This window comes from Thiothrix unzii, assembly GCF_017901175.1.
GTDB classification, from domain to species: Bacteria; Pseudomonadota; Gammaproteobacteria; order Thiotrichales; family Thiotrichaceae; genus Thiothrix; species Thiothrix unzii.
Genome location: NZ_CP072793.1, coordinates 2,955,951 through 2,971,941, shown reverse-complemented (window position 1 = coordinate 2,971,941; position 15,991 = coordinate 2,955,951). Strand labels below are relative to the sequence as shown.

The 15,991-nt window shown below is 53.7% G+C and carries 24 protein-coding genes; 6 read left to right on the top strand and 18 right to left on the bottom strand.

The genetic code is table 11. From position 1 onward, the window contains the following. Positions 1 to 42 precede the first annotated feature (42 nt). The 10 genes from J9260_RS14845 to hisI form a co-directional block, all read right to left on the bottom strand. A complete protein-coding gene (locus J9260_RS14845) occupies positions 43 to 921 on the bottom strand; it encodes a F0F1 ATP synthase subunit gamma (protein ID WP_210218495.1) in 879 nt (292 codons plus the stop codon). After that, positions 918 to 2,345, bottom strand: a complete 1,428-nt coding sequence (locus J9260_RS14840; RefSeq protein ID WP_210218494.1) for an alternate F1F0 ATPase, F1 subunit alpha — start codon at positions 2,343 to 2,345, stop codon at positions 918 to 920. Before J9260_RS14840 ends, J9260_RS14845 begins: the two co-directional genes overlap by 4 nt. Beyond that, a complete protein-coding gene (locus J9260_RS14835) occupies positions 2,338 to 3,141 on the bottom strand; it encodes a F0F1 ATP synthase subunit B family protein (RefSeq protein ID WP_210218493.1) in 804 nt (267 codons plus the stop codon). Before J9260_RS14835 ends, J9260_RS14840 begins: the two co-directional genes overlap by 8 nt. A gap of 3 nt (positions 3,142 to 3,144) precedes the next feature. After that, positions 3,145 to 3,426, bottom strand: coding sequence for a F0F1 ATP synthase subunit C (locus J9260_RS14830; RefSeq protein WP_210218492.1), 282 nt, complete (start codon positions 3,424 to 3,426; stop codon positions 3,145 to 3,147). 30 nt (positions 3,427 to 3,456) lie between these two features. Beyond that, complete coding sequence (locus J9260_RS14825) at positions 3,457 to 4,128, bottom strand: F0F1 ATP synthase subunit A (protein WP_210218491.1); 672 nt, start codon at positions 4,126 to 4,128, stop codon at positions 3,457 to 3,459. Continuing rightward, positions 4,118 to 4,402: an ATP synthase subunit I gene (locus J9260_RS14820; RefSeq protein WP_210218490.1), complete on the bottom strand. Its 285-nt coding sequence runs from the start codon at positions 4,400 to 4,402 to the stop codon at positions 4,118 to 4,120. The genes J9260_RS14825 and J9260_RS14820 overlap by 11 nt, the downstream gene beginning before the upstream one ends. Then, the gene (locus J9260_RS14815) at positions 4,395 to 4,724 is read right to left on the bottom strand and encodes an AtpZ/AtpI family protein (RefSeq protein ID WP_210218489.1); all 330 of its coding nucleotides are present in this window, start codon (positions 4,722 to 4,724) and stop codon (positions 4,395 to 4,397) included. Before J9260_RS14815 ends, J9260_RS14820 begins: the two co-directional genes overlap by 8 nt. Before the next feature lie 10 nt (positions 4,725 to 4,734). Next, positions 4,735 to 5,136 carry a F0F1 ATP synthase subunit epsilon gene (locus J9260_RS14810; RefSeq protein ID WP_210218488.1) on the bottom strand — a complete coding sequence of 134 codons (402 nt, stop codon included), beginning with the start codon at positions 5,134 to 5,136 and terminating at the stop codon, positions 4,735 to 4,737. After that, positions 5,129 to 6,559: a F0F1 ATP synthase subunit beta gene (atpD, locus tag J9260_RS14805; RefSeq protein WP_210218487.1), complete on the bottom strand. Its 1,431-nt coding sequence runs from the start codon at positions 6,557 to 6,559 to the stop codon at positions 5,129 to 5,131. Before atpD ends, J9260_RS14810 begins: the two co-directional genes overlap by 8 nt. Before the next feature lie 116 nt (positions 6,560 to 6,675). Then, positions 6,676 to 7,062, bottom strand: a complete 387-nt coding sequence (gene hisI, locus J9260_RS14800) for a phosphoribosyl-AMP cyclohydrolase (RefSeq protein WP_210218486.1) — start codon at positions 7,060 to 7,062, stop codon at positions 6,676 to 6,678. A gap of 91 nt (positions 7,063 to 7,153) precedes the next feature. Here hisI and J9260_RS14795 point away from each other — a divergent pair, with 91 nt between their 5' ends. The 3 genes from J9260_RS14795 (at position 7,154) to J9260_RS14785 (ending at position 8,537) form a co-directional block, all read left to right on the top strand. Further along, positions 7,154 to 7,819, top strand: a complete 666-nt coding sequence (locus J9260_RS14795; RefSeq protein ID WP_210218485.1) for a glutathione S-transferase family protein — start codon at positions 7,154 to 7,156, stop codon at positions 7,817 to 7,819. 72 nt (positions 7,820 to 7,891) lie between these two features. After that, complete coding sequence (locus tag J9260_RS14790) at positions 7,892 to 8,143, top strand: DUF6290 family protein (protein ID WP_210218484.1); 252 nt, start codon at positions 7,892 to 7,894, stop codon at positions 8,141 to 8,143. Continuing rightward, on the top strand, positions 8,124 to 8,537 hold the full coding sequence (locus tag J9260_RS14785; RefSeq protein WP_210218483.1) for a type II toxin-antitoxin system VapC family toxin: 414 nt from the start codon (positions 8,124 to 8,126) through the stop codon (positions 8,535 to 8,537). Before J9260_RS14790 ends, J9260_RS14785 begins: the two co-directional genes overlap by 20 nt. On the opposite strand, the gene J9260_RS14780 is transcribed toward J9260_RS14785, so the two are convergent. From J9260_RS14780 to hslV, 3 genes are read right to left on the bottom strand one after another with little or no spacing between them, the layout of a single operon-like run. Beyond that, positions 8,534 to 8,899, bottom strand: coding sequence for a gamma-butyrobetaine hydroxylase family protein (locus tag J9260_RS14780; RefSeq protein WP_202715513.1), 366 nt, complete (start codon positions 8,897 to 8,899; stop codon positions 8,534 to 8,536). The genes J9260_RS14785 and J9260_RS14780 overlap by 4 nt on opposite strands. 12 nt (positions 8,900 to 8,911) lie before the next feature. Then, entirely contained in the window at positions 8,912 to 10,279 is a 1,368-nt protein-coding gene (hslU, locus tag J9260_RS14775; RefSeq protein ID WP_210218482.1) for an ATP-dependent protease ATPase subunit HslU, read from the bottom strand. After that, a complete protein-coding gene (hslV, locus tag J9260_RS14770; protein WP_202715515.1) occupies positions 10,279 to 10,812 on the bottom strand; it encodes an ATP-dependent protease subunit HslV in 534 nt (177 codons plus the stop codon). The genes hslU and hslV overlap by 1 nt, the downstream gene beginning before the upstream one ends. Before the next feature lie 507 nt (positions 10,813 to 11,319). On the opposite strand from hslV, the gene J9260_RS14765 reads away from it, so the two are divergent. The 3 genes from J9260_RS14765 (at position 11,320) to J9260_RS14755 (ending at position 13,311) form a co-directional block, all read left to right on the top strand. Beyond that, complete coding sequence (locus tag J9260_RS14765) at positions 11,320 to 11,754, top strand: Fur family transcriptional regulator (protein WP_210218481.1); 435 nt, start codon at positions 11,320 to 11,322, stop codon at positions 11,752 to 11,754. Positions 11,755 to 11,842: 88 nt separating this feature from the next. After that, complete coding sequence (locus J9260_RS14760) at positions 11,843 to 12,418, top strand: LemA family protein (protein ID WP_210218480.1); 576 nt, start codon at positions 11,843 to 11,845, stop codon at positions 12,416 to 12,418. A 17-nt stretch (positions 12,419 to 12,435) separates the two neighbouring features. Then, the gene (locus tag J9260_RS14755; RefSeq protein ID WP_210218479.1) at positions 12,436 to 13,311 is read left to right on the top strand and encodes a hypothetical protein; all 876 of its coding nucleotides are present in this window, start codon (positions 12,436 to 12,438) and stop codon (positions 13,309 to 13,311) included. 76 nt (positions 13,312 to 13,387) lie between these two features. Here the strand turns inward: J9260_RS14755 and J9260_RS14750 are convergent, their stop codons facing one another. The 5 genes from J9260_RS14750 to J9260_RS14730 all read right to left on the bottom strand — a co-directional run bounded on the left by J9260_RS14750 (position 13,388) and on the right by J9260_RS14730 (position 15,968). Continuing rightward, complete coding sequence (locus J9260_RS14750) at positions 13,388 to 13,687, bottom strand: hypothetical protein (RefSeq protein WP_210218478.1); 300 nt, start codon at positions 13,685 to 13,687, stop codon at positions 13,388 to 13,390. A gap of 210 nt (positions 13,688 to 13,897) precedes the next feature. Next, on the bottom strand, positions 13,898 to 14,272 hold the full coding sequence (locus J9260_RS14745) for a CZB domain-containing protein (protein ID WP_210218477.1): 375 nt from the start codon (positions 14,270 to 14,272) through the stop codon (positions 13,898 to 13,900). A 43-nt stretch (positions 14,273 to 14,315) separates the two neighbouring features. Beyond that, entirely contained in the window at positions 14,316 to 14,960 is a 645-nt protein-coding gene (locus J9260_RS14740; RefSeq protein ID WP_210218476.1) for a hypothetical protein, read from the bottom strand. After that, entirely contained in the window at positions 14,957 to 15,565 is a 609-nt protein-coding gene (locus J9260_RS14735) for a protoglobin domain-containing protein (RefSeq protein ID WP_210218475.1), read from the bottom strand. Before J9260_RS14735 ends, J9260_RS14740 begins: the two co-directional genes overlap by 4 nt. 25 nt (positions 15,566 to 15,590) lie before the next feature. Further along, complete coding sequence (locus J9260_RS14730) at positions 15,591 to 15,968, bottom strand: roadblock/LC7 domain-containing protein (RefSeq protein WP_210218474.1); 378 nt, start codon at positions 15,966 to 15,968, stop codon at positions 15,591 to 15,593. Between the last annotated feature and the right edge of the window lie 23 nt (positions 15,969 to 15,991).

Sequence of the window (15,991 nt, the reverse complement as noted above, 5' to 3'; positions counted from 1 at the left end):
GGGGTGTGTTTTGAAGAAGGTAAATGATTTCGGTGGGGTAGTTTACATCTGACCTTCAAACCCGGCGACAATATCAAACAATTCTGCGTCAATTCCTTCCTGCCGCAATTGGTGGTAGCTGTGTTTAAGCGCATCCAGCATTTCACCGATGTTCTTTTCCGCCCGTTGCATGGTTGCCAGACGGCTGGCATTTTCGCTGGCAAGCGATTCGGCACAGGCACGGAACAGGGACACGAACAGGTATTCGCGGATCAGGGCTGCCAGCGTTTGCATACTGGAACCCAGTGTTTCCGGCAGGCGATTGGTCAGCCAGGGTTGCGCCCGCAATTGCCGCTGCCAGAGTGCATCCAGTGGCAGCAGACGCTGGATGATGGGTTCATAATTGCCGGAGATCTCGCCGGGGCGGTTGTGGAATAAGTAAAGGCCGTGGATTTTGCCACGCTCCCGTGCCGTTTCCACGGCGACCACCAGTTGCCCGATCAGGGCGGTGACGGCATTGAGTGAGTTGGGTACGTTGAACAGCTCTGCCAGTGGCAGGTGATGATCTTCCATCCGATCCTGCATCCGTTCGCCTACTACCCAGATCAGCTTGTTGCCGGGTAATTCCGGCAGGGTGTGTACCACAAAATCTGCCAGCAGGTCATTGAATTGCCCGACCAGTCCCTGATCAGTGCCGAACACGATTACGCCACTGACAGGATTGCCGACCGGATGCGTTTCTGTCACCAAGGGTACATCCGGCTGCCGCAAGCAAGCCACCAGCCCCAGTTCCACCGTGTGGTAATAGGCATCCAGTGCCTGCACGGCGCGTTCGTACACACCGATGTTGGAAGCTGACAGAGCTTTCATGGTGCGCACCACGGACTGGAGATCGGCAGTGCCGTCGATACGATGGCGCAGGGCTTCGATACCGTCGCTCATGGCTGTGGCCTGAATCCGGCGGCGGCATACACTTGCTGTTCGGCAGCTCGCATCTGTGCCAATGGGACATCATCAAACTGGCCTTCGCTCAGCGCCCGCAACAGGCTGATTTGCGCAGTAACCGGTACGGGCGCGTGTTCGGCTTGTTGCAAACAGGCGCGGATGCGTTGCCCGTGTGCCAGAATCTTGCGGGTATTGTCGTCCAGCCGTGTACCAAAGCGGGCGAAACCTTCTAGCTCCTCGAATTGTGCGTAAGCCAGCTTGAGGCTGCCTGCCACCTTGCGGTAATCCGCCAGTTGCGCCTTGCTGCCCACCCGTGACACCGAGCGCCCCACATCCACCGCCGGTAATATCCCCAGTTCAAACAGTTTGGGCGACAGGTAAATCTGTCCGTCAGTGATCGAAATCAGGTTGGTGGGGATGTAGGCCGACATGTTTTGCGCTTCGGTTTCAATGATCGGCAAGGCAGTCAGCGAACCGCCGCCAAACGCCGGACGCAGCCGGGTAGCGCGTTCCAGCAGGCGTGAATGGATGTAGAACACATCGCCCGGAAACGCTTCCCGCCCCGGTGGACGCCGCAACAGCAAGGAGAGTTCGCGGTAAGCCCGCGCATGGTTGGTGAGGTCGTCGTACACGATCAACACATCCCGTCCCAACTGCATGAAATGTTCGGCAATGCTGGTGGCGGCATAAGGGGCGATATAGGTCATGCCCGGCGGGTCGTTGCCTTCGGTGACGACTACAGTGGTGTAAGCCATTGCCCCGTGTTCACGCAGGCTGGCGACCACTTTCGCCACAGCCGAGGCACGTTGCCCGATGGCGCAGTAGATACACACCACATTCTGGTCGTGCTGGTTGAGGATGGTATCCACCGCAATGGTGGTCTTGCCGGTCTGACGGTCGCCGAGGATCAGTTCGCGTTGCCCGCGCCCGATGGGAACCAGCGCGTCGATCACCTTGATGCCGGTTTGCAAGGGCACGCTGACCGGGGCGCGATCCATGATCGGGGCAGCCGGGCGTTCGATGGGCAAGCGTTGGACGCAGGTCAGCGTCCCCCGGTCATCCAGTGCCTCACCCAGCGGATTGATGACGCGCCCCAGCACGTCAGTACCCACTGGCACATCCATCACCCTGCCGGTACGTTCCACTTCATCCCCGGCTTGCAGATGCCAGTAATCGCCCAGCAGTACCACACCAATATCGGTTTCGCCGAGGTCAAAGGCAATGCCGTACAAGTCGCCGGGGAATTTCACCAGTTCCTCAAAGCCTACATTCGGCAAGCCAGTGACGCGGGCAATGCCCGTAGCAACGTTGCTGACATGACCGACTTCGCGTGCCTGTAAACTGGGGGTGAAGGCTTCGCGTGCTTCGCGGATGCATTGGAATGCAGCGTCTAGGGTGGTTTGCAGGTTGGGGTCATGCATGGGCTGGCTCCGGGGGCGCGATGGAAGCATTAGTCACCAAAGTAGTGTGGATCAGTTCGCCGATGCTGGCTTCCAGTGCTGCCAGATATTCGGCAATGCTCCATTCCAGTTTGTGTCCGTTACTGATCAGTTCGATACCGCTGAGCAAGTCAGACGCCAGTTCAAAACGGATGGTCGGCTGAATCGGCAGCAGGTTACGCACTGCCTGCCCAAGGGCTTTCTGTTCATTGGGTGGCAACAGGAAGGCACTGCGGATAAGCACCTGACAATCTGTTTGCCCGGCAGGGGGGGACATCTGTATTTTTTCCGCCATACCCAACGTTTGCAGGCGGTTGATGAAGACTGCCACCATGCGTGCTTCCAGCCCGGTATCAGCCAGATCAGCCAAGGTCTTGCGGGTAATGGCGAACACTTCCTGACGGGTGCGGTTGGCAATGCCCTGGGTCAGGCTTTGCTGTTCCTTGAGCAGGGCATCCTGCCATTGGCTACGCAAGCTGGCGGTTTCATTGTGGGCAGCTTCCAGCAATTGCAGGCGGGTAGCTTCTACCTCGGCAGTGGCTTGCGCCAGCAAACCGGCTTGTTGCTGTGCGATTTCGGCATTCAGGCGCTCGTATTTGTTGCGTTCCGCAGCGGCAGCGGCCTGCGTATCCTGTGCGGCTTGCATCTGCTGGGTGAGGCGTTCCTCGCGGGCGTCGATGGCATCCAGCACCGGCTGGTACAGGAAGCGTTTCAGTAACCACATCAGGATCAGGAAATTGACCACCTGAGCGGCGACGGTGAACCAGTCAATCAACATGGCTTAACCTCCGCTGGCAGCAGCAATGGCGTGGTTCCAGAAGGGATTGGCAAATAGCAGGATCATGGCAACCACGAAACAGTAAATCGCAATCGACTCAATCATAGCCAGCCCCACGAACAGGGTGCGGGTAATGGTGGCAGCAGCATCCGGCTGTTGTGCCAGGGCGCTGAGTGCAGTGGCGACGGCCTTGCCTTCGCCCAATGCCGGGGCGATACCGCCAATGGCGATGGTCAGCCCGGCGGTAATAATGGAGGCAATCGCAATGAGGGTGATCATGTCCATGAGTATTTCCTTGTAGTGTCAGACATTAGGTCAAGCGCCTTCCCCGCGTGTGGCGGCTGCGATGTACACCGTGGCTAGGATGCTGAAAATATAGGCTTGCACCAAGCCAGTCAGCAAGTGCAGCGCGTGCATCACCACCGGGAAAAAGAACGGGGTAATGGTCAGCAGGATGGCGATAATCATGCCGCCGCTCATGATATTGCCGAACAGGCGGATCGCCAGCGCCAGCGTGCGCGAAATTTCGCTGATGATATTGAACGGCAACATCACCGGTGTCGGGTGCAAATAGGATTTGAGGTAGCCCCGCACACCGATTTCACGGATACCAAATAGTGGCACAGCAATGAACACGCAAATCGCCAGCGCAGTGCTGGTAGACAGTGAACCCGTGGGTGGCTCGTAGCCGGGGATGATTGCCGCCAGATTCGCCACCACCACGAACAGGAACAGTGTGCCGATGAAGCTGATATAGCGGCGTGATTGGGCAAGGCCGACTTCCTCAATTTGCGCCTGTATCCCCAGCAGCACCACTTCCAGCACATGTTGCCAGCGCGGAATGTGGATGGCACTGCTCAGCCTGCGGGTTAGCAGGAAGCAACCGCCACCCAGCGCCACCATCAGTATCCAGGTGGTAATGATGGTCAGGTTGAGTTTTACCCAGCCGTATTCCCAGAACACCAGATCGTCGGAACTAAGGTGCATGATTTACCTCCTGTGGCGAAGCCGCAAATCGGGTCAACAGTATTCGAGCAAACACAAAGCCTGCCACCATCGCCAGCAAACGCTGCCAGTCACTCGCCCCAACCACATAAAACCCAGCCAGCGTAACGCCGGTGCGCAGGATGAAACTGCCGATGAACCACAGCGCCGGGTTAGCAGCAGTACTGCCTTTGCGCACCGTCCACCACAGCCCGCCGAAGAAAAAGCCACCCAGCACCATGCCAGCCAACAGCGGTAATGTCAGGTTCTCAATCATGAGGTGGCTCCTTGTCATCTTGTTCATCGTGCATGGTCTGATATTCCTTCCTGACCCAGAAAACGACGTTGATACAGCCCAGCAACAGACCCACCATCAACAGGTTCAGCGTCCAAACGAAGCGACCGGGGCAGCATTGATCCAGCCACCAGCCCACCACCAGTCCTAACAATACTGGCACGGCGATTGACCAGCCGACGATGCCCAGCAAACCCAGCCCGCTTAGCACCCGTGGCTTACCCTGCCTCTGGGCTTTCAGCTTGCGTGTGGCTTTCGTGCCCAGTTTGCGCAGGAAAGCGCTGTCATCGTTGTTCATTTTCATGTTGCTTGCCTCATGTCTGCTGCATCCCGCTCAACCGACGGATGAAACCGCTTTCCAGTTTGGCCAAGGTTGCCCGCAGTTCACGTTCGCGCTCATCCAGATTGAGGAATTCCTCTTTCACCGCTGCGTACAGTTTCCCCAGATCAGCGCCACCTTTGGCATTGCGTACCGATACCCGCACTTCCTGCCCGGCTTTGACCAGAATGCCTTCATCCACCGCGATGAAAACTTCGCCGTCCGCTTCGGTGGTGTAGGCGAGGATGCCCGGTTCCAGTGCCGCCACGCAGTCCAGCCGCTGCGGCAACAGGCCGAAAGAACCTTCGGGTGTGCCCACTACCATGCTTTGCACCCCGGTCTTGTCGGCAAACACCGTAAAAGGCAGCAGGATTTGCAGGTGCATCAGCTCAGGCATGGCTGGCCTCCGGGCGTTTGGCCTCGTCGATTGCGCCAATCATGTAGAGTGCGCTTTCCGGGTAATCCTTGAATTCGTCATTGAGGATGCGTTCGCAACCGACGAGGGCATCTTCCAGACTGACGGTTTTGCCAGCCATGCCGCTGAATTGCCCGGTGGTGTAAAACGGCTGGGTGAGGAAGCGTTCCAGACGCCGCGCCCGTAACACCACCTTGCGATCTTCCTGCGAGAGCTGTTCCAGCCCCAGCATGGCGATAATGTCCTTGAGGTCTTCGTATTGCGTCAGGGTACGGCGCACCGCCTGCGCCAAATGGTAATGGCGTTCGCCGACAATACCGGGGGTGAGCATTTTGGACGACGATTGCAGCGGGTCAACCGCCGGGAACAAGCCTTCACTGGCACGCTTGCGAGACAATACGATCGAAGCCGACAAGTGCGAAAAGGTATGCACTGCCGCCGGGTCGGTGAAATCATCCGCAGGCACATACACCGCCTGGATTGAGGTAATCGCCCCGGCGTCGGTATTGGCAATACGCTCTTCCAGTTGCGCCAACTCCGTACCCATGGTCGGCTGGTAGCCAAGGCGCGACGGCATTTGCCCCATCAGCCCAGAAATTTCTGACCCGGCCTGAATGAAGCGGAAAATATTGTCGATCAGCAGCAGTACATCGCGCTTTTCGTCATCACGGAAGTATTCCGCCATGGTCAGCGCGGCATGACCGACACGGGCGCGGCAGCCGGGCAGCTCGTTCATTTGCCCGAACAGCATCACCATGCCGGGCAATACGCCTGCATCGCGCATCTCACGGTAGAGTTCCTCACCTTCGCGGCAACGTTCGCCGATACCGCAGAACAGGCTGACGCCGTGGTGATGCCCGACCATGTTGTGGATCATTTCGGTCAGCAAAACGGTTTTACCCACGCCTGCGCCGCCGAACAGCCCGGCCTTGCCGCCGCGTTCCAGCGGAACCAGTACGTCGATCACCTTGATGCCGGTGATAAACACTTCGGAATGGGTGGAACGGCAGGAGAGTGAGGGTGGGGCATGGTGTACCGAGCGCCATTCGACGTTTTCGGGCGGCGGCAACAGGTCGATGGGGTTGCCGAATACGTCGAACATGCGTGACAGGATGCTGTTGCCGACGGGAGCCATCAGCGGTGCGCCGGTATCTTCTACCACCATCCCGCGAGCCAGCCCTGCGGTCGGGGTCAGGGCAATGGCGCGTACCCGTTGCGTATCAAGCTGGGTCAGGACTTCGAGGATGATATGGTTCTGTTCACCAGTGCGTAACAGGTTACGGATATGGGGGAGATGTTGTGGGAAGTACACATCAATGACACTACCGCGTACAACGACAACATTGCCAATATTAGTAGCATGTAGTGCGGAGGAACGCTGTGTTCTGTCGGGATAATCATCCATCGTGGCATCTTCCCTTTATTCTGATGCCTTTACGCTACTCCATGCTTGCAGCCTGCGCATTGATTAAAGTGGGAAAATGTTAGCGATTTATGATTTTAGGTGTTGATCAAACAAAATCAGGCGTACAGCGTTGACGGGTCGATCAGCACTTCACGGTCAATAATTACCTGATCGCCTTCCACCCTATTGTAAAAGCATGAACGCCGCCCGGTGTGGCACGCAGGCCCGGTCTGATCTACCAGCAGTAAAATCGTGTCAGCATCGCAGTCGATACGAAATTCCTTCAACACCTGCATTTGTCCCGACGATTCGCCCTTGCGCCAGAAACGGTTGCGCGAGCGTGACCAATAGCACACGCGCCCGGTTTCCAGCGTTTCTTCGATACTGGCACGGTTCATCCACGCCATCATTAGCACTTCGTGGGTGTCGAATTGCTGGGCAATCGCAGGGATCAAGCCATCGGCATTGTATTTCAAGGAGTCGAGGGTTTCGGTCAAAGTCATGAGGTTTCCTGTTTCAGCAGTCGTTTATTGGTGCGAGTATACCAGCATGTTATAAGATGTGATCCTCTGTGATTTAGGTGAAACCCCGACCATGCTGACTTTATATCAATTCAATTCCTGCCCGTTTTGCTGGAAAGTAAAAGCCTTCCTCAACTACACCAAAACCCCGTATGAGGTGGTGGAAGTAACCCCGTTTGGAATGAAAGAGCTGGATTTCACCGACCACAAGAAAGTCCCGGTGCTGAAAGACGATGCCGAAATCGTGGTCGAATCCGGCGCGATTGTGCGTTACTTGAATGACAAATACGCACACTTGCCCGTCAATCCACAAGATGAGGCGTGGCAGGCTTGGGTAGATAACACGCTGGTGCATTACCTGCCTCCGCTGATTCACCCGAATATTGGCAAGTCGTTTCAAAACCTTGGTTTGGTGATGACGAATGGCAAGGATGGTGCGGTTAAGCGTTTCTTTGTGCGGCTGGTCGGCGCAATGGTAATGCCACGTGTCGCCAATAAAATGAAGCTGAAGCACAACATTCAGAATCCTGCCGCCGAATTTCAAACTGCTTTAGCGCATTGGATGGATAACGGTTTGGCTGGCAAAGACTTTTACGCGGGTGAACAACCGGGTTTGGTGGATACCAGCGTGTTTGGCGTGTTGCGTTCCGCGCAAGGCATGGGAATTTTGGAAGCAGCCGCTGTGACGAATCCGGCGTTTGGGCGGTGGTATGAGGCGTGTCGCGGAATGATGGGGTAGACACTTTTACTTGATTGCCCCTGTGTCAGCGAACTACACTTGTAGTACATCTGTATTACAGGGGTTATCACCATGAGTATTTCGATTCGTCTGGATAAATCGGTAGAGGAAAGCCTGCGGCAGCGTTTGCAGTTTGAAGGTATTTCTTTGTCGAATTTTATCCGTGAAGCTGTCTGCGAGAAACTTTCCCGTTACGAAAACCGCCCGACACCCTACGAACTGGGTGAACCTGTATTCGGGCGTTATAGCAGTGGGTGTGACGATCTCAGCATTAATCGCAAAGCCCTGTTACGGGAGAAGCTGAATGCTAAACATCGTCGTTGATAGCGGGGTATTCATTGCTTTATTTGACGGTAGCGACCGTTATCATGCACAGGCAAAACACTTTATTAAGCATGTTCGGGGCAGATTGCACACCAATTTGCCGGTCATTACGGAAGTCGTCCACATGCTGGATTTTTCTCAGCAAGCACAACAGGATTTTCTGCTGTGGGTGAATCAAGCCGTGCAAATCGACGCAAGCACGGTAGGTGATTGGGAGCGCATTCTGACGTTACTGAAGAAATACGCTGATTTGCCCGCCGATTTTGCCGACGCTTCCCTGATTGGTCTGTGCGAGCGCACCAACACCTGCACGGTGGCAAGTGTTGACAGCGATTTTACGGTTTACCGCGACTATGCACGTAACCACTTTACCAATGTGTTTTGGGAAGCTTAAATCACCTGCCCCGGCAATTTGCGCGTATACCCCGCCGCATCCAGCTTCGCCAGATACTCCACCCAGTTCTGCTCCATGTTCTTACCCAGCTCATACAGCAAGTTCCAGTCGTAAATGCCGCTGTCGTGGTTGTCATCAAAGGTCAACTGAATAGCGTAATGTCCCACTGGCTCAATGCCCTTGATATTCACGTTTTCCTTGCCGATTTGCAGCTTTTCTTGGCCTGGCCCATGCCCGCGTACTTCGGCTGACGGCGAATTCACACGCAAGTATTCGCAACTCAGCGCGTGGACTTCATCGCCCGGCCAGGTAATCAGCAATTCACGGGTTTTTTGGTTCAAAGTAATATCAAGTGGTGTCATGTTTGGTTCTCTTTACAAAATATAACGGCTAAGGTCTTCGTCTTTGACCAATTCGCCCAAAATCTGGTTAACGTAAGCTGCGTCTACCGTCATTTGGTCGTCGCAATCGGGCGCTTCAAACAGCACATTTTCCAGCAAACGCTCGACCACGGTGTGCAGGCGGCGTGCGCCGATGTTTTCGGTGCGTTCGTTGACTTCAAACGCAATTTCCGCAATCCGGCGAATCGCATCGGGGGCAAAGGTCAGCTTTACGCCTTCGGTTGCCAGCAAGCCCTGATACTGTTCGGTCAGGGATGCGTTCGGTTCGGTGAGGATGCGTTCAAAGTCATTCGCGCTCAAGGCATCCATTTCTACACGAATTGGTAGCCGACCCTGTAATTCCGGTATTAAGTCGGAGGGTTTAGCGACGTGAAATGCACCGGACGCAATGAACAAAATATGGTCGGTTTTGACCATGCCGTATTTGGTGTTGACGGTGCAACCTTCGATCAATGGCAGCAAATCGCGCTGCACGCCTTCGCGGGAAACGTCCGCACCGCTGGTTTGCCCGCTACGCGCCACTTTGTCGATTTCATCAAGGAATACGATGCCAGTTTGCTCGACCGCAAACAAAGCACGTTGCTTGAGTTCTTCCTCGTTGACCATTTTATGCGCTTCTTCCTCGGTCAGGACTTTAAGCGCATCCTTGATTTTCATCTTGCGTTTGCGCTTTTTGCTCTGGTTGAGGTTTTGGAACATGCCTTGCAACTGACTGGCCATTTCTTCCATGCCCGGTGGGGTCATGATTTCCACACTTGCGCCACCGACCGAGACATCCAGCTCGATTTCTTTGTCGTCGAGTTCGCCTTCGCGCAATTTTTTGCGGAATTTCTGACGAGTGACGGAATCTTCGCGCACGGGTTTGGCAGGTTCGTCATCGCCGCTGGAAAGCCATTCGTTGACCGGCGTTTCCTTGCGGGGTGCAGGTAACAGGATGTCGAGGATGCGTTCTTCGGCAGCTTCCCCTGCGCGGTATTTAACCTTTTCCACTTCCTGTTCACGCATCATTTTCATCGCCATATCCGCCAAATCACGGATGATGGAATCGACTTCCTTGCCCACGTAACCGACTTCGGTGAATTTGGTGGCTTCGACTTTGATAAAGGGGGCATTAGCGAGTTTGGCTAAACGGCGGGCAATTTCGGTTTTACCGACACCCGTAGGGCCAATCATCAGAATGTTTTTCGGGGTCACTTCTGGGCGCAGCGCGTCATCGAGCTGCTGCCTACGCCAGCGGTTACGCAAGGCAATGGCGACGGAACGCTTGGCCTTGTCCTGACCAATGACGTGTTTGTCGAGTTCTTGGACAATTTCGCGGGGGGTCATGGTGCCGACGCTCATTAAAGTTCCTCAATGGTCAGGTTGTGGTTGCTGTAAATGCAAATGTCGGCGGCAATGTGCAGCCCTTTTTCGACGATTTCGCGGGCGGAAAGCTCGGTGTTTTCCAGCAAGGCGCGGGCGGCGGATTGCGCAAATGCACCGCCGGAACCGATGGCGATTAAATCGTTTTCTTGCTCGATCACGTCGCCGTTGCCGGTGATGAGCAGGGAAGCAGTCGCGTCTGCAACGATCAGTAAGGCTTCCAGTTTGCGCAACATGCGGTCGGTACGCCAGTCTTTCGCCAATTCCACCGCTGCACGGGTGAGGTTGCCATTATGTGCTTGCAGTTTGCTTTCAAAGCGTTCAAACAGGGTGAAGGCATCGGCTGTGCCGCCTGCGAAGCCTGCAATTACTTTGTCATTGTACAGGCGGCGCACTTTGCGAGCATTGCCTTTCATGACGGTATTGCCCATCGTCACCTGACCATCACCGCCGACTACAACTTTGCCGTTGCGGCGCACGCTTAGGATGGTCGTTCCTCGGTATTGTTCCACAAGCAGCTCCAGAATTTATGTGTGGCGAGAATTTGTGGGTGGAGCACTGAAATTTCAAGGGCTAGGGCGCACCCCCGTTACACGAAAAAAGAAATGTTTAAGAATTATTCGTTAAACGTGTACTATACTTCCAGCGTTGTGGTGTTTTTCCTTTAAACTTCAATAAGTTGTTCTTGCAACAATGTTGTTTTTCCACCACAGCAAAAGTTCGGCCTTGAGTCTTGGAGGTGTAGCATGAGTCTATTTAGCTTGGTGATCTTAGCCGTCATCGTGTTCGCAATTTGCTATACAACCCGTTGTCTTCACCGTGGAGCGCGGCGTGAGAAGTTACCTCGCGAAATTGAACGTTTACTGTAGTCTGTTGTTGTTTCAGCAACCGCACGGTTGTTCGGGGGTAATGCGCTGGCGGGAAAGCTCTGCACCAGCGCATTTTTCGTTGTGCCTGCCTCATTCACTGAAATCTGTTAGCATTATTGCCCTTGATTTTGGCGTGAGAGTAACAACCGCATGACGCAATTCAGCACAGAACAAGCCGCCCGTCATTTGCTATTGCAGGCACGGGGTCGGGTTACGCCCGCGCGTCTTGGGGTGCTGAGTATTTTGCTGGACGCAGATGTCGCGTTAAGCCATCAGGAAATTGAACACACCGCCTTGCAACAGGGCTGTGCATTTGACCGCGTAACGTTATACCGCGCTTTGGATTGGCTGGTCGAACAGCGTGTTGCGCATAAAATCGCCGGAGCCGACCGCACCTGGCGTTATAACGCGCAGGCAGGCACGCCACATCAACACGCCCATTTTCACTGTAAACACTGCGAACAAGTGTTTTGTCTGGAAAACTTACAACCTGCTTTGCTGTTTTCATTGCCGCCCGGTTATCAGGTGGAACAAGTGGAGCTAAACCTGCAAGGTTGTTGCCCCTCATGTGCGGGCAAAGTGTAATCAATTAAGCCAGTTGTCGGGCAAAACATCACTCATATCGGCATTTTGCTAGGATAGATCTCATTATCCATTAGCTAAAAATAACGCCATGACAACCGGACTTCTTATCTTTTTATCCTTATTCGCTGGGTTGGTGTTGTGGGGCATTTTGCTTTATAACCAACTTGTTGTGTTGAAAAATAATACCGAAAAAGCGTGGAGCAATATTGATGTATTGCTTAAGCAACGCAATGAGGAATTGCCAAAGTTGATCAGTGTTTGCAAAGAACACATGCAGTACGAGCAGGCTACCTTGCAAAAAGTTATGGAGGCGCGGAACCGCGTTGCCAGTGCAATGCAGTCCGGCAATATGGGGGCGTTAGGTGCGGCTGAAAACGAATTGCGGATTGGTTTGGGTAATTTGTTTGCGGTGGCGGAAGCGTATCCCGAACTTAAGGCCAGCGAGTCGTTCCAGCATTTACGTGAGCGCATTACCAACCTCGAAGATGCTATCGCAGACCGGCGCGAGTTTTATAACGATTCTGCCGCGATCAATAACACCCGTATTGAGCAATTTCCCGACGTATTGGTGGCAAAAACCTTTAGTTTTAAACGCTTCCGCTTAATGAGCTTCACCGCACAGGAAACCACCGATGTGGATGTTGCTACCCACTTTTCTACGTAACGCTGGCAGTCATTAGCGTGATACCTAAAGCCGTTGGCAGTGCGGATTGGCTGGAAATTGCTGAAAATCAGCGTTATGCGGTGTTGCGGCGCGGCGGTTTAATCAATTTAGTGGCATTGCTGCGGTTCGGGGTATCGTGGCTGTTACTCGCAGCATGGTTGTTTACCTATGCTAATCCGCTGTGGTTGCTGCTGCTTGGCAATATCAGTTTGCTGTTCGCACTGGGGTTAACCCGCCGTTACCGTTTGATTACCGATACCCCGACTTCGCGCCTGAGTAGCAGTGCTCAAGGTTATGTGGAATTACACGGCACGGTAGCGTTACCTGATGGGGAAAGTTGCCGTGGTTTGCCGCATTTACCCGCCACGGTATGGTTGCCGGGGTATGTGGAAGACGCACCGTTCGTGTTGGATGATGGTTTGGGGCGTTGTTTACTGTATCCGGGTGAGGCGGAAATCGTGATTCAGCCCGGTCATACGCACTTTTCGTGGTTGCACGCGATTTATCCGGGGCAAATGTTGTACGTGTTAGGTGAGTTACATACGCAACGGGCGCAACCGCTGGAATCGTTATCGCGGCGTGAACGTTTGGCGCAAGTACTTGCCGGATGGAAAGCCGAACCGTTGGAATTGCTGCGTGGTTTTGATGCCAATGGCAACGGTAAAATTGACCCGGATGAGTGGCAACAAGCACGCGCGGCGGCGGAGCGTTGGGTGGCGGATGATGAAGTGGATGAGCGGCGCGCACCTGCGATACATACCATGAGTCATGCGGCGGCGGGGCAGGTGTTTTTGATTACCAATATTCCACCGGAGCGGTTAGCACGACGTTACGCGCTGGCGGCGGTGTTGCATACCTTGCTGTGGCTGGGTTTGATGGTGATTGCGCACTAAAAAAAGCCGGGCGAACCCGGCTAAACCATGTACAAAGAGAGTCGAGAAAAAAATCGTTGCCTAGTTTTGCTAGGGCTTAATTGGTGTAATACCCGTGATTTTCCGCATCAAACGCCGCTACGGATTCGTAGGCATAGGCATTATTTAGCGGTGCTTGATACGAGTACTGGTCATACGCCGCTACCGGGTAGGCGTAATCAGGGGTGTAAGTTGCCATTGGCTGATAGTGTTGGGTGTGTTGCGCTTGATAGGCGTTGACGGCATCAACCCAGTAACCTTTGTAATCTGCTTGTGCAGTGGCACTGAATGTTTGCAGCAGCAGGAACGCCGCTCCTGATAACACCGATAATACGTTTGATTTATTAAAAGTTTTCATGGTTCCGATCTCGTCTTTGTTGTTGTGATTTCATGGTTAAATCATCACATAAGCAGGATTAATAGTCTTATGTGGCAACGATAAACGGAAACTTAGTAGCGATAACCGCCATAAAAGGTCATTTGAACAAGATGGGCGGTATAAAAAAGCGTAAAAATGCAGGACAAACGGTTAACGCACCGCCTGTCCTGCCAGTCGTCATGGTTTGGCTTAAGCTGCCTGCCGGTGTGCTTGGCGATCCATACTCAGTAACAAGTTAACCAATTGCCCCGACAGCTTGTGCATTTCGGTCATGGCGCGGCGGCTGTTGAGATGGTCGCCGCTTTGATGTTTTACCAAAGCTTCGTTACTGAAATCGTGGAACAGCTCGTGTTTCGCGACTAATTCCGCAAATTGCTGTTGCAGCGCGGGGCTGGCGTGCGCAATCGCGTGCGTGCCTTCGTTATCAATCCAGGTGCCAAGTTTGCATTGATGGCAATTCGTACCCTGAAAATTACCTTGCCCTTTCAGGGTGTTAGTCACTTTGCCAAGGTATTGGATGTGGTCGTTTAAGCGTTGTACGAAAAAAGCTTTGTCAGTGGACATGGTTGTTCCCCGTTTTACTGTGTGTGGTGTTTTTAAGAGTGGGTCAAGGGCGTGCGATTTGCATCCACAGGTGTTCGCCACGGTTAGCCAAAGCCAATACGCGGACTTTTTCACCTGCGGAAACCACACGCAGAATCCGTTGGTTGGCACGGTCTTTACGCGAGGCAGGGCGGGTGCGCACGTGCAAGCTCTTCAGCAGAGTGTAAACATTGCCTTGAGTAACGCGCTGTGAGGTTTTTACGGCGGTTTGGCGTTTTTGTTTTCCCGCATAAATCCATCCCATCGGTGTATCAGTCGCCTCAGCAGGTTCAGCTATGGGCGGCTCTGCCAGTGTAACCGGCGTGGCAGCCGCGCTGGACTGGCAACCGGGGTCACGTGGAAAAGGGCAAAAATCCGCAGCAGCGGGTTTTACCGGAGCGGTTTCGTTTAGCTGATCGAGCTTATCCAGCTTGTCAAACTTATCGAGTTTGGCGGCTAACTGGTTGATGGTTTCCAGCGATTGCCCCAATAACATCGCCGCACGTTGTAATCCGGGTAAGGACATTGCCAACACCAGCAGCAACGCCAGCCCCAATATGATGTTGAAAAAGCCCATGTATTGCAGGTAAGTCGGCACTTTAGCAACCAAAGGCAGAATCCGCTGGGTGTAAGGGTTCGGCTGGGTGTATTTCACGGGCATGAGTCTCACGCTGCGGCTTGCAGCATAGGGTTTTGTAAAGTGGCACGACCTTGCCGCAGCATGGTGTCGATTTCGATTTGGATGAAACGTCGCTGAATCGCAGGATTTAACCCGGATGCGCGGGTGATGGCTTCCTGCTGGGTGAGGATGAAACTTTCCACGATCAGGCTGCAAACGGTCGCTTGCACCTTTTGTAACACCTGGATGGCAGCCAGAGCTTCCGCAGCGGGCAGTTCTTGTAATAAACGGGTTTGCAGGAAATTGATGATCCAGCCCCACATACTCAGCATTGAGGAGTTGGATATGTTGTGTTTCACATGGACAATGCCCACCAACGCCTGCCAAGTCCAGTAATGGTCGTCAAAGTGCCCACTGGTGGTGATTTTATACCACTCGCGTAAAGTGTTTTCGCGTGCGGGGCGTTCTGCCGGGTTCAGGTGGCCTTGGGTGCTGGCATCGCTGAAAGCTAGGTCGTAAAAGCCTTTGATAACAGCTTCTTGATGTTGGCGAAAAAACTTCTGGTGGCTACGGATGAGATCACCATCCGCAGCCGTGGGTATCATGGACTGAGGAATCTTGCGTAGAATCTCAGTGGTCATCGTGGCTAAATCCATAGAAAAACTCCTCTGTCCGATACGATTAATGCGTGACGCGCAATTGGTGCTCGTTGGCATCAATAAAGTCACATACGGTTTGTAAGGCTTGCGGGGTGCTCAATTGCACCGGTACTTGAAAGCCCATTACGCAATCATCATTAACCCGCGCAATGGCGTAAGTGTGTTCTTTGCCAGAGCAGATAATCATGCCCTGTGGCATTTCCGCGCCAAGGTATTTGGTGAGGTTTTGTGCTGCGCTATACAGCATCGCAGTCAATGCCGATACGGTGTCCTCGTGCGCATGATGATGATCAACGTGTAACGACAGCCCGTCGGTGGTCATCATTTGCAGGTTTTCCACAAACGGTACTTGGTGTTGTAAATTGCTGACGAAGTGTTGAATAGTTTGTTGTGTCAACATGGTTATGTCCCCTTGATTATTAA

Coding starts and splice junctions, on each gene's coding strand:
- J9260_RS14845 (WP_210218495.1), bottom strand. CDS start 921: ATGAGCGACGGTATCGAAGCCCTGCGCCATCGTATCGACGGCACTGCC.
- J9260_RS14840 (WP_210218494.1), bottom strand. CDS start 2,345: ATGCATGACCCCAACCTGCAAACCACCCTAGACGCTGCATTCCAATGC.
- J9260_RS14835 (WP_210218493.1), bottom strand. CDS start 3,141: ATGTTGATTGACTGGTTCACCGTCGCCGCTCAGGTGGTCAATTTCCTG.
- J9260_RS14830 (WP_210218492.1), bottom strand. CDS start 3,426: ATGGACATGATCACCCTCATTGCGATTGCCTCCATTATTACCGCCGGG.
- J9260_RS14825 (WP_210218491.1), bottom strand. CDS start 4,128: ATGCACCTTAGTTCCGACGATCTGGTGTTCTGGGAATACGGCTGGGTA.
- J9260_RS14820 (WP_210218490.1), bottom strand. CDS start 4,402: ATGATTGAGAACCTGACATTACCGCTGTTGGCTGGCATGGTGCTGGGT.
- J9260_RS14815 (WP_210218489.1), bottom strand. CDS start 4,724: ATGAAAATGAACAACGATGACAGCGCTTTCCTGCGCAAACTGGGCACG.
- J9260_RS14810 (WP_210218488.1), bottom strand. CDS start 5,136: ATGCCTGAGCTGATGCACCTGCAAATCCTGCTGCCTTTTACGGTGTTT.
- atpD (WP_210218487.1), bottom strand. CDS start 6,559: ATGGATGATTATCCCGACAGAACACAGCGTTCCTCCGCACTACATGCT.
- hisI (WP_210218486.1), bottom strand. CDS start 7,062: ATGACTTTGACCGAAACCCTCGACTCCTTGAAATACAATGCCGATGGC.
- J9260_RS14795 (WP_210218485.1), top strand. CDS start 7,154: ATGCTGACTTTATATCAATTCAATTCCTGCCCGTTTTGCTGGAAAGTA.
- J9260_RS14790 (WP_210218484.1), top strand. CDS start 7,892: ATGAGTATTTCGATTCGTCTGGATAAATCGGTAGAGGAAAGCCTGCGG.
- J9260_RS14785 (WP_210218483.1), top strand. CDS start 8,124: ATGCTAAACATCGTCGTTGATAGCGGGGTATTCATTGCTTTATTTGAC.
- J9260_RS14780 (WP_202715513.1), bottom strand. CDS start 8,899: ATGACACCACTTGATATTACTTTGAACCAAAAAACCCGTGAATTGCTG.
- hslU (WP_210218482.1), bottom strand. CDS start 10,279: ATGAGCGTCGGCACCATGACCCCCCGCGAAATTGTCCAAGAACTCGAC.
- J9260_RS14765 (WP_210218481.1), top strand. CDS start 11,320: ATGACGCAATTCAGCACAGAACAAGCCGCCCGTCATTTGCTATTGCAG.
- J9260_RS14760 (WP_210218480.1), top strand. CDS start 11,843: ATGACAACCGGACTTCTTATCTTTTTATCCTTATTCGCTGGGTTGGTG.
- J9260_RS14750 (WP_210218478.1), bottom strand. CDS start 13,687: ATGAAAACTTTTAATAAATCAAACGTATTATCGGTGTTATCAGGAGCG.
- J9260_RS14745 (WP_210218477.1), bottom strand. CDS start 14,272: ATGTCCACTGACAAAGCTTTTTTCGTACAACGCTTAAACGACCACATC.
- J9260_RS14735 (WP_210218475.1), bottom strand. CDS start 15,565: ATGGATTTAGCCACGATGACCACTGAGATTCTACGCAAGATTCCTCAG.
- J9260_RS14730 (WP_210218474.1), bottom strand. CDS start 15,968: ATGTTGACACAACAAACTATTCAACACTTCGTCAGCAATTTACAACAC.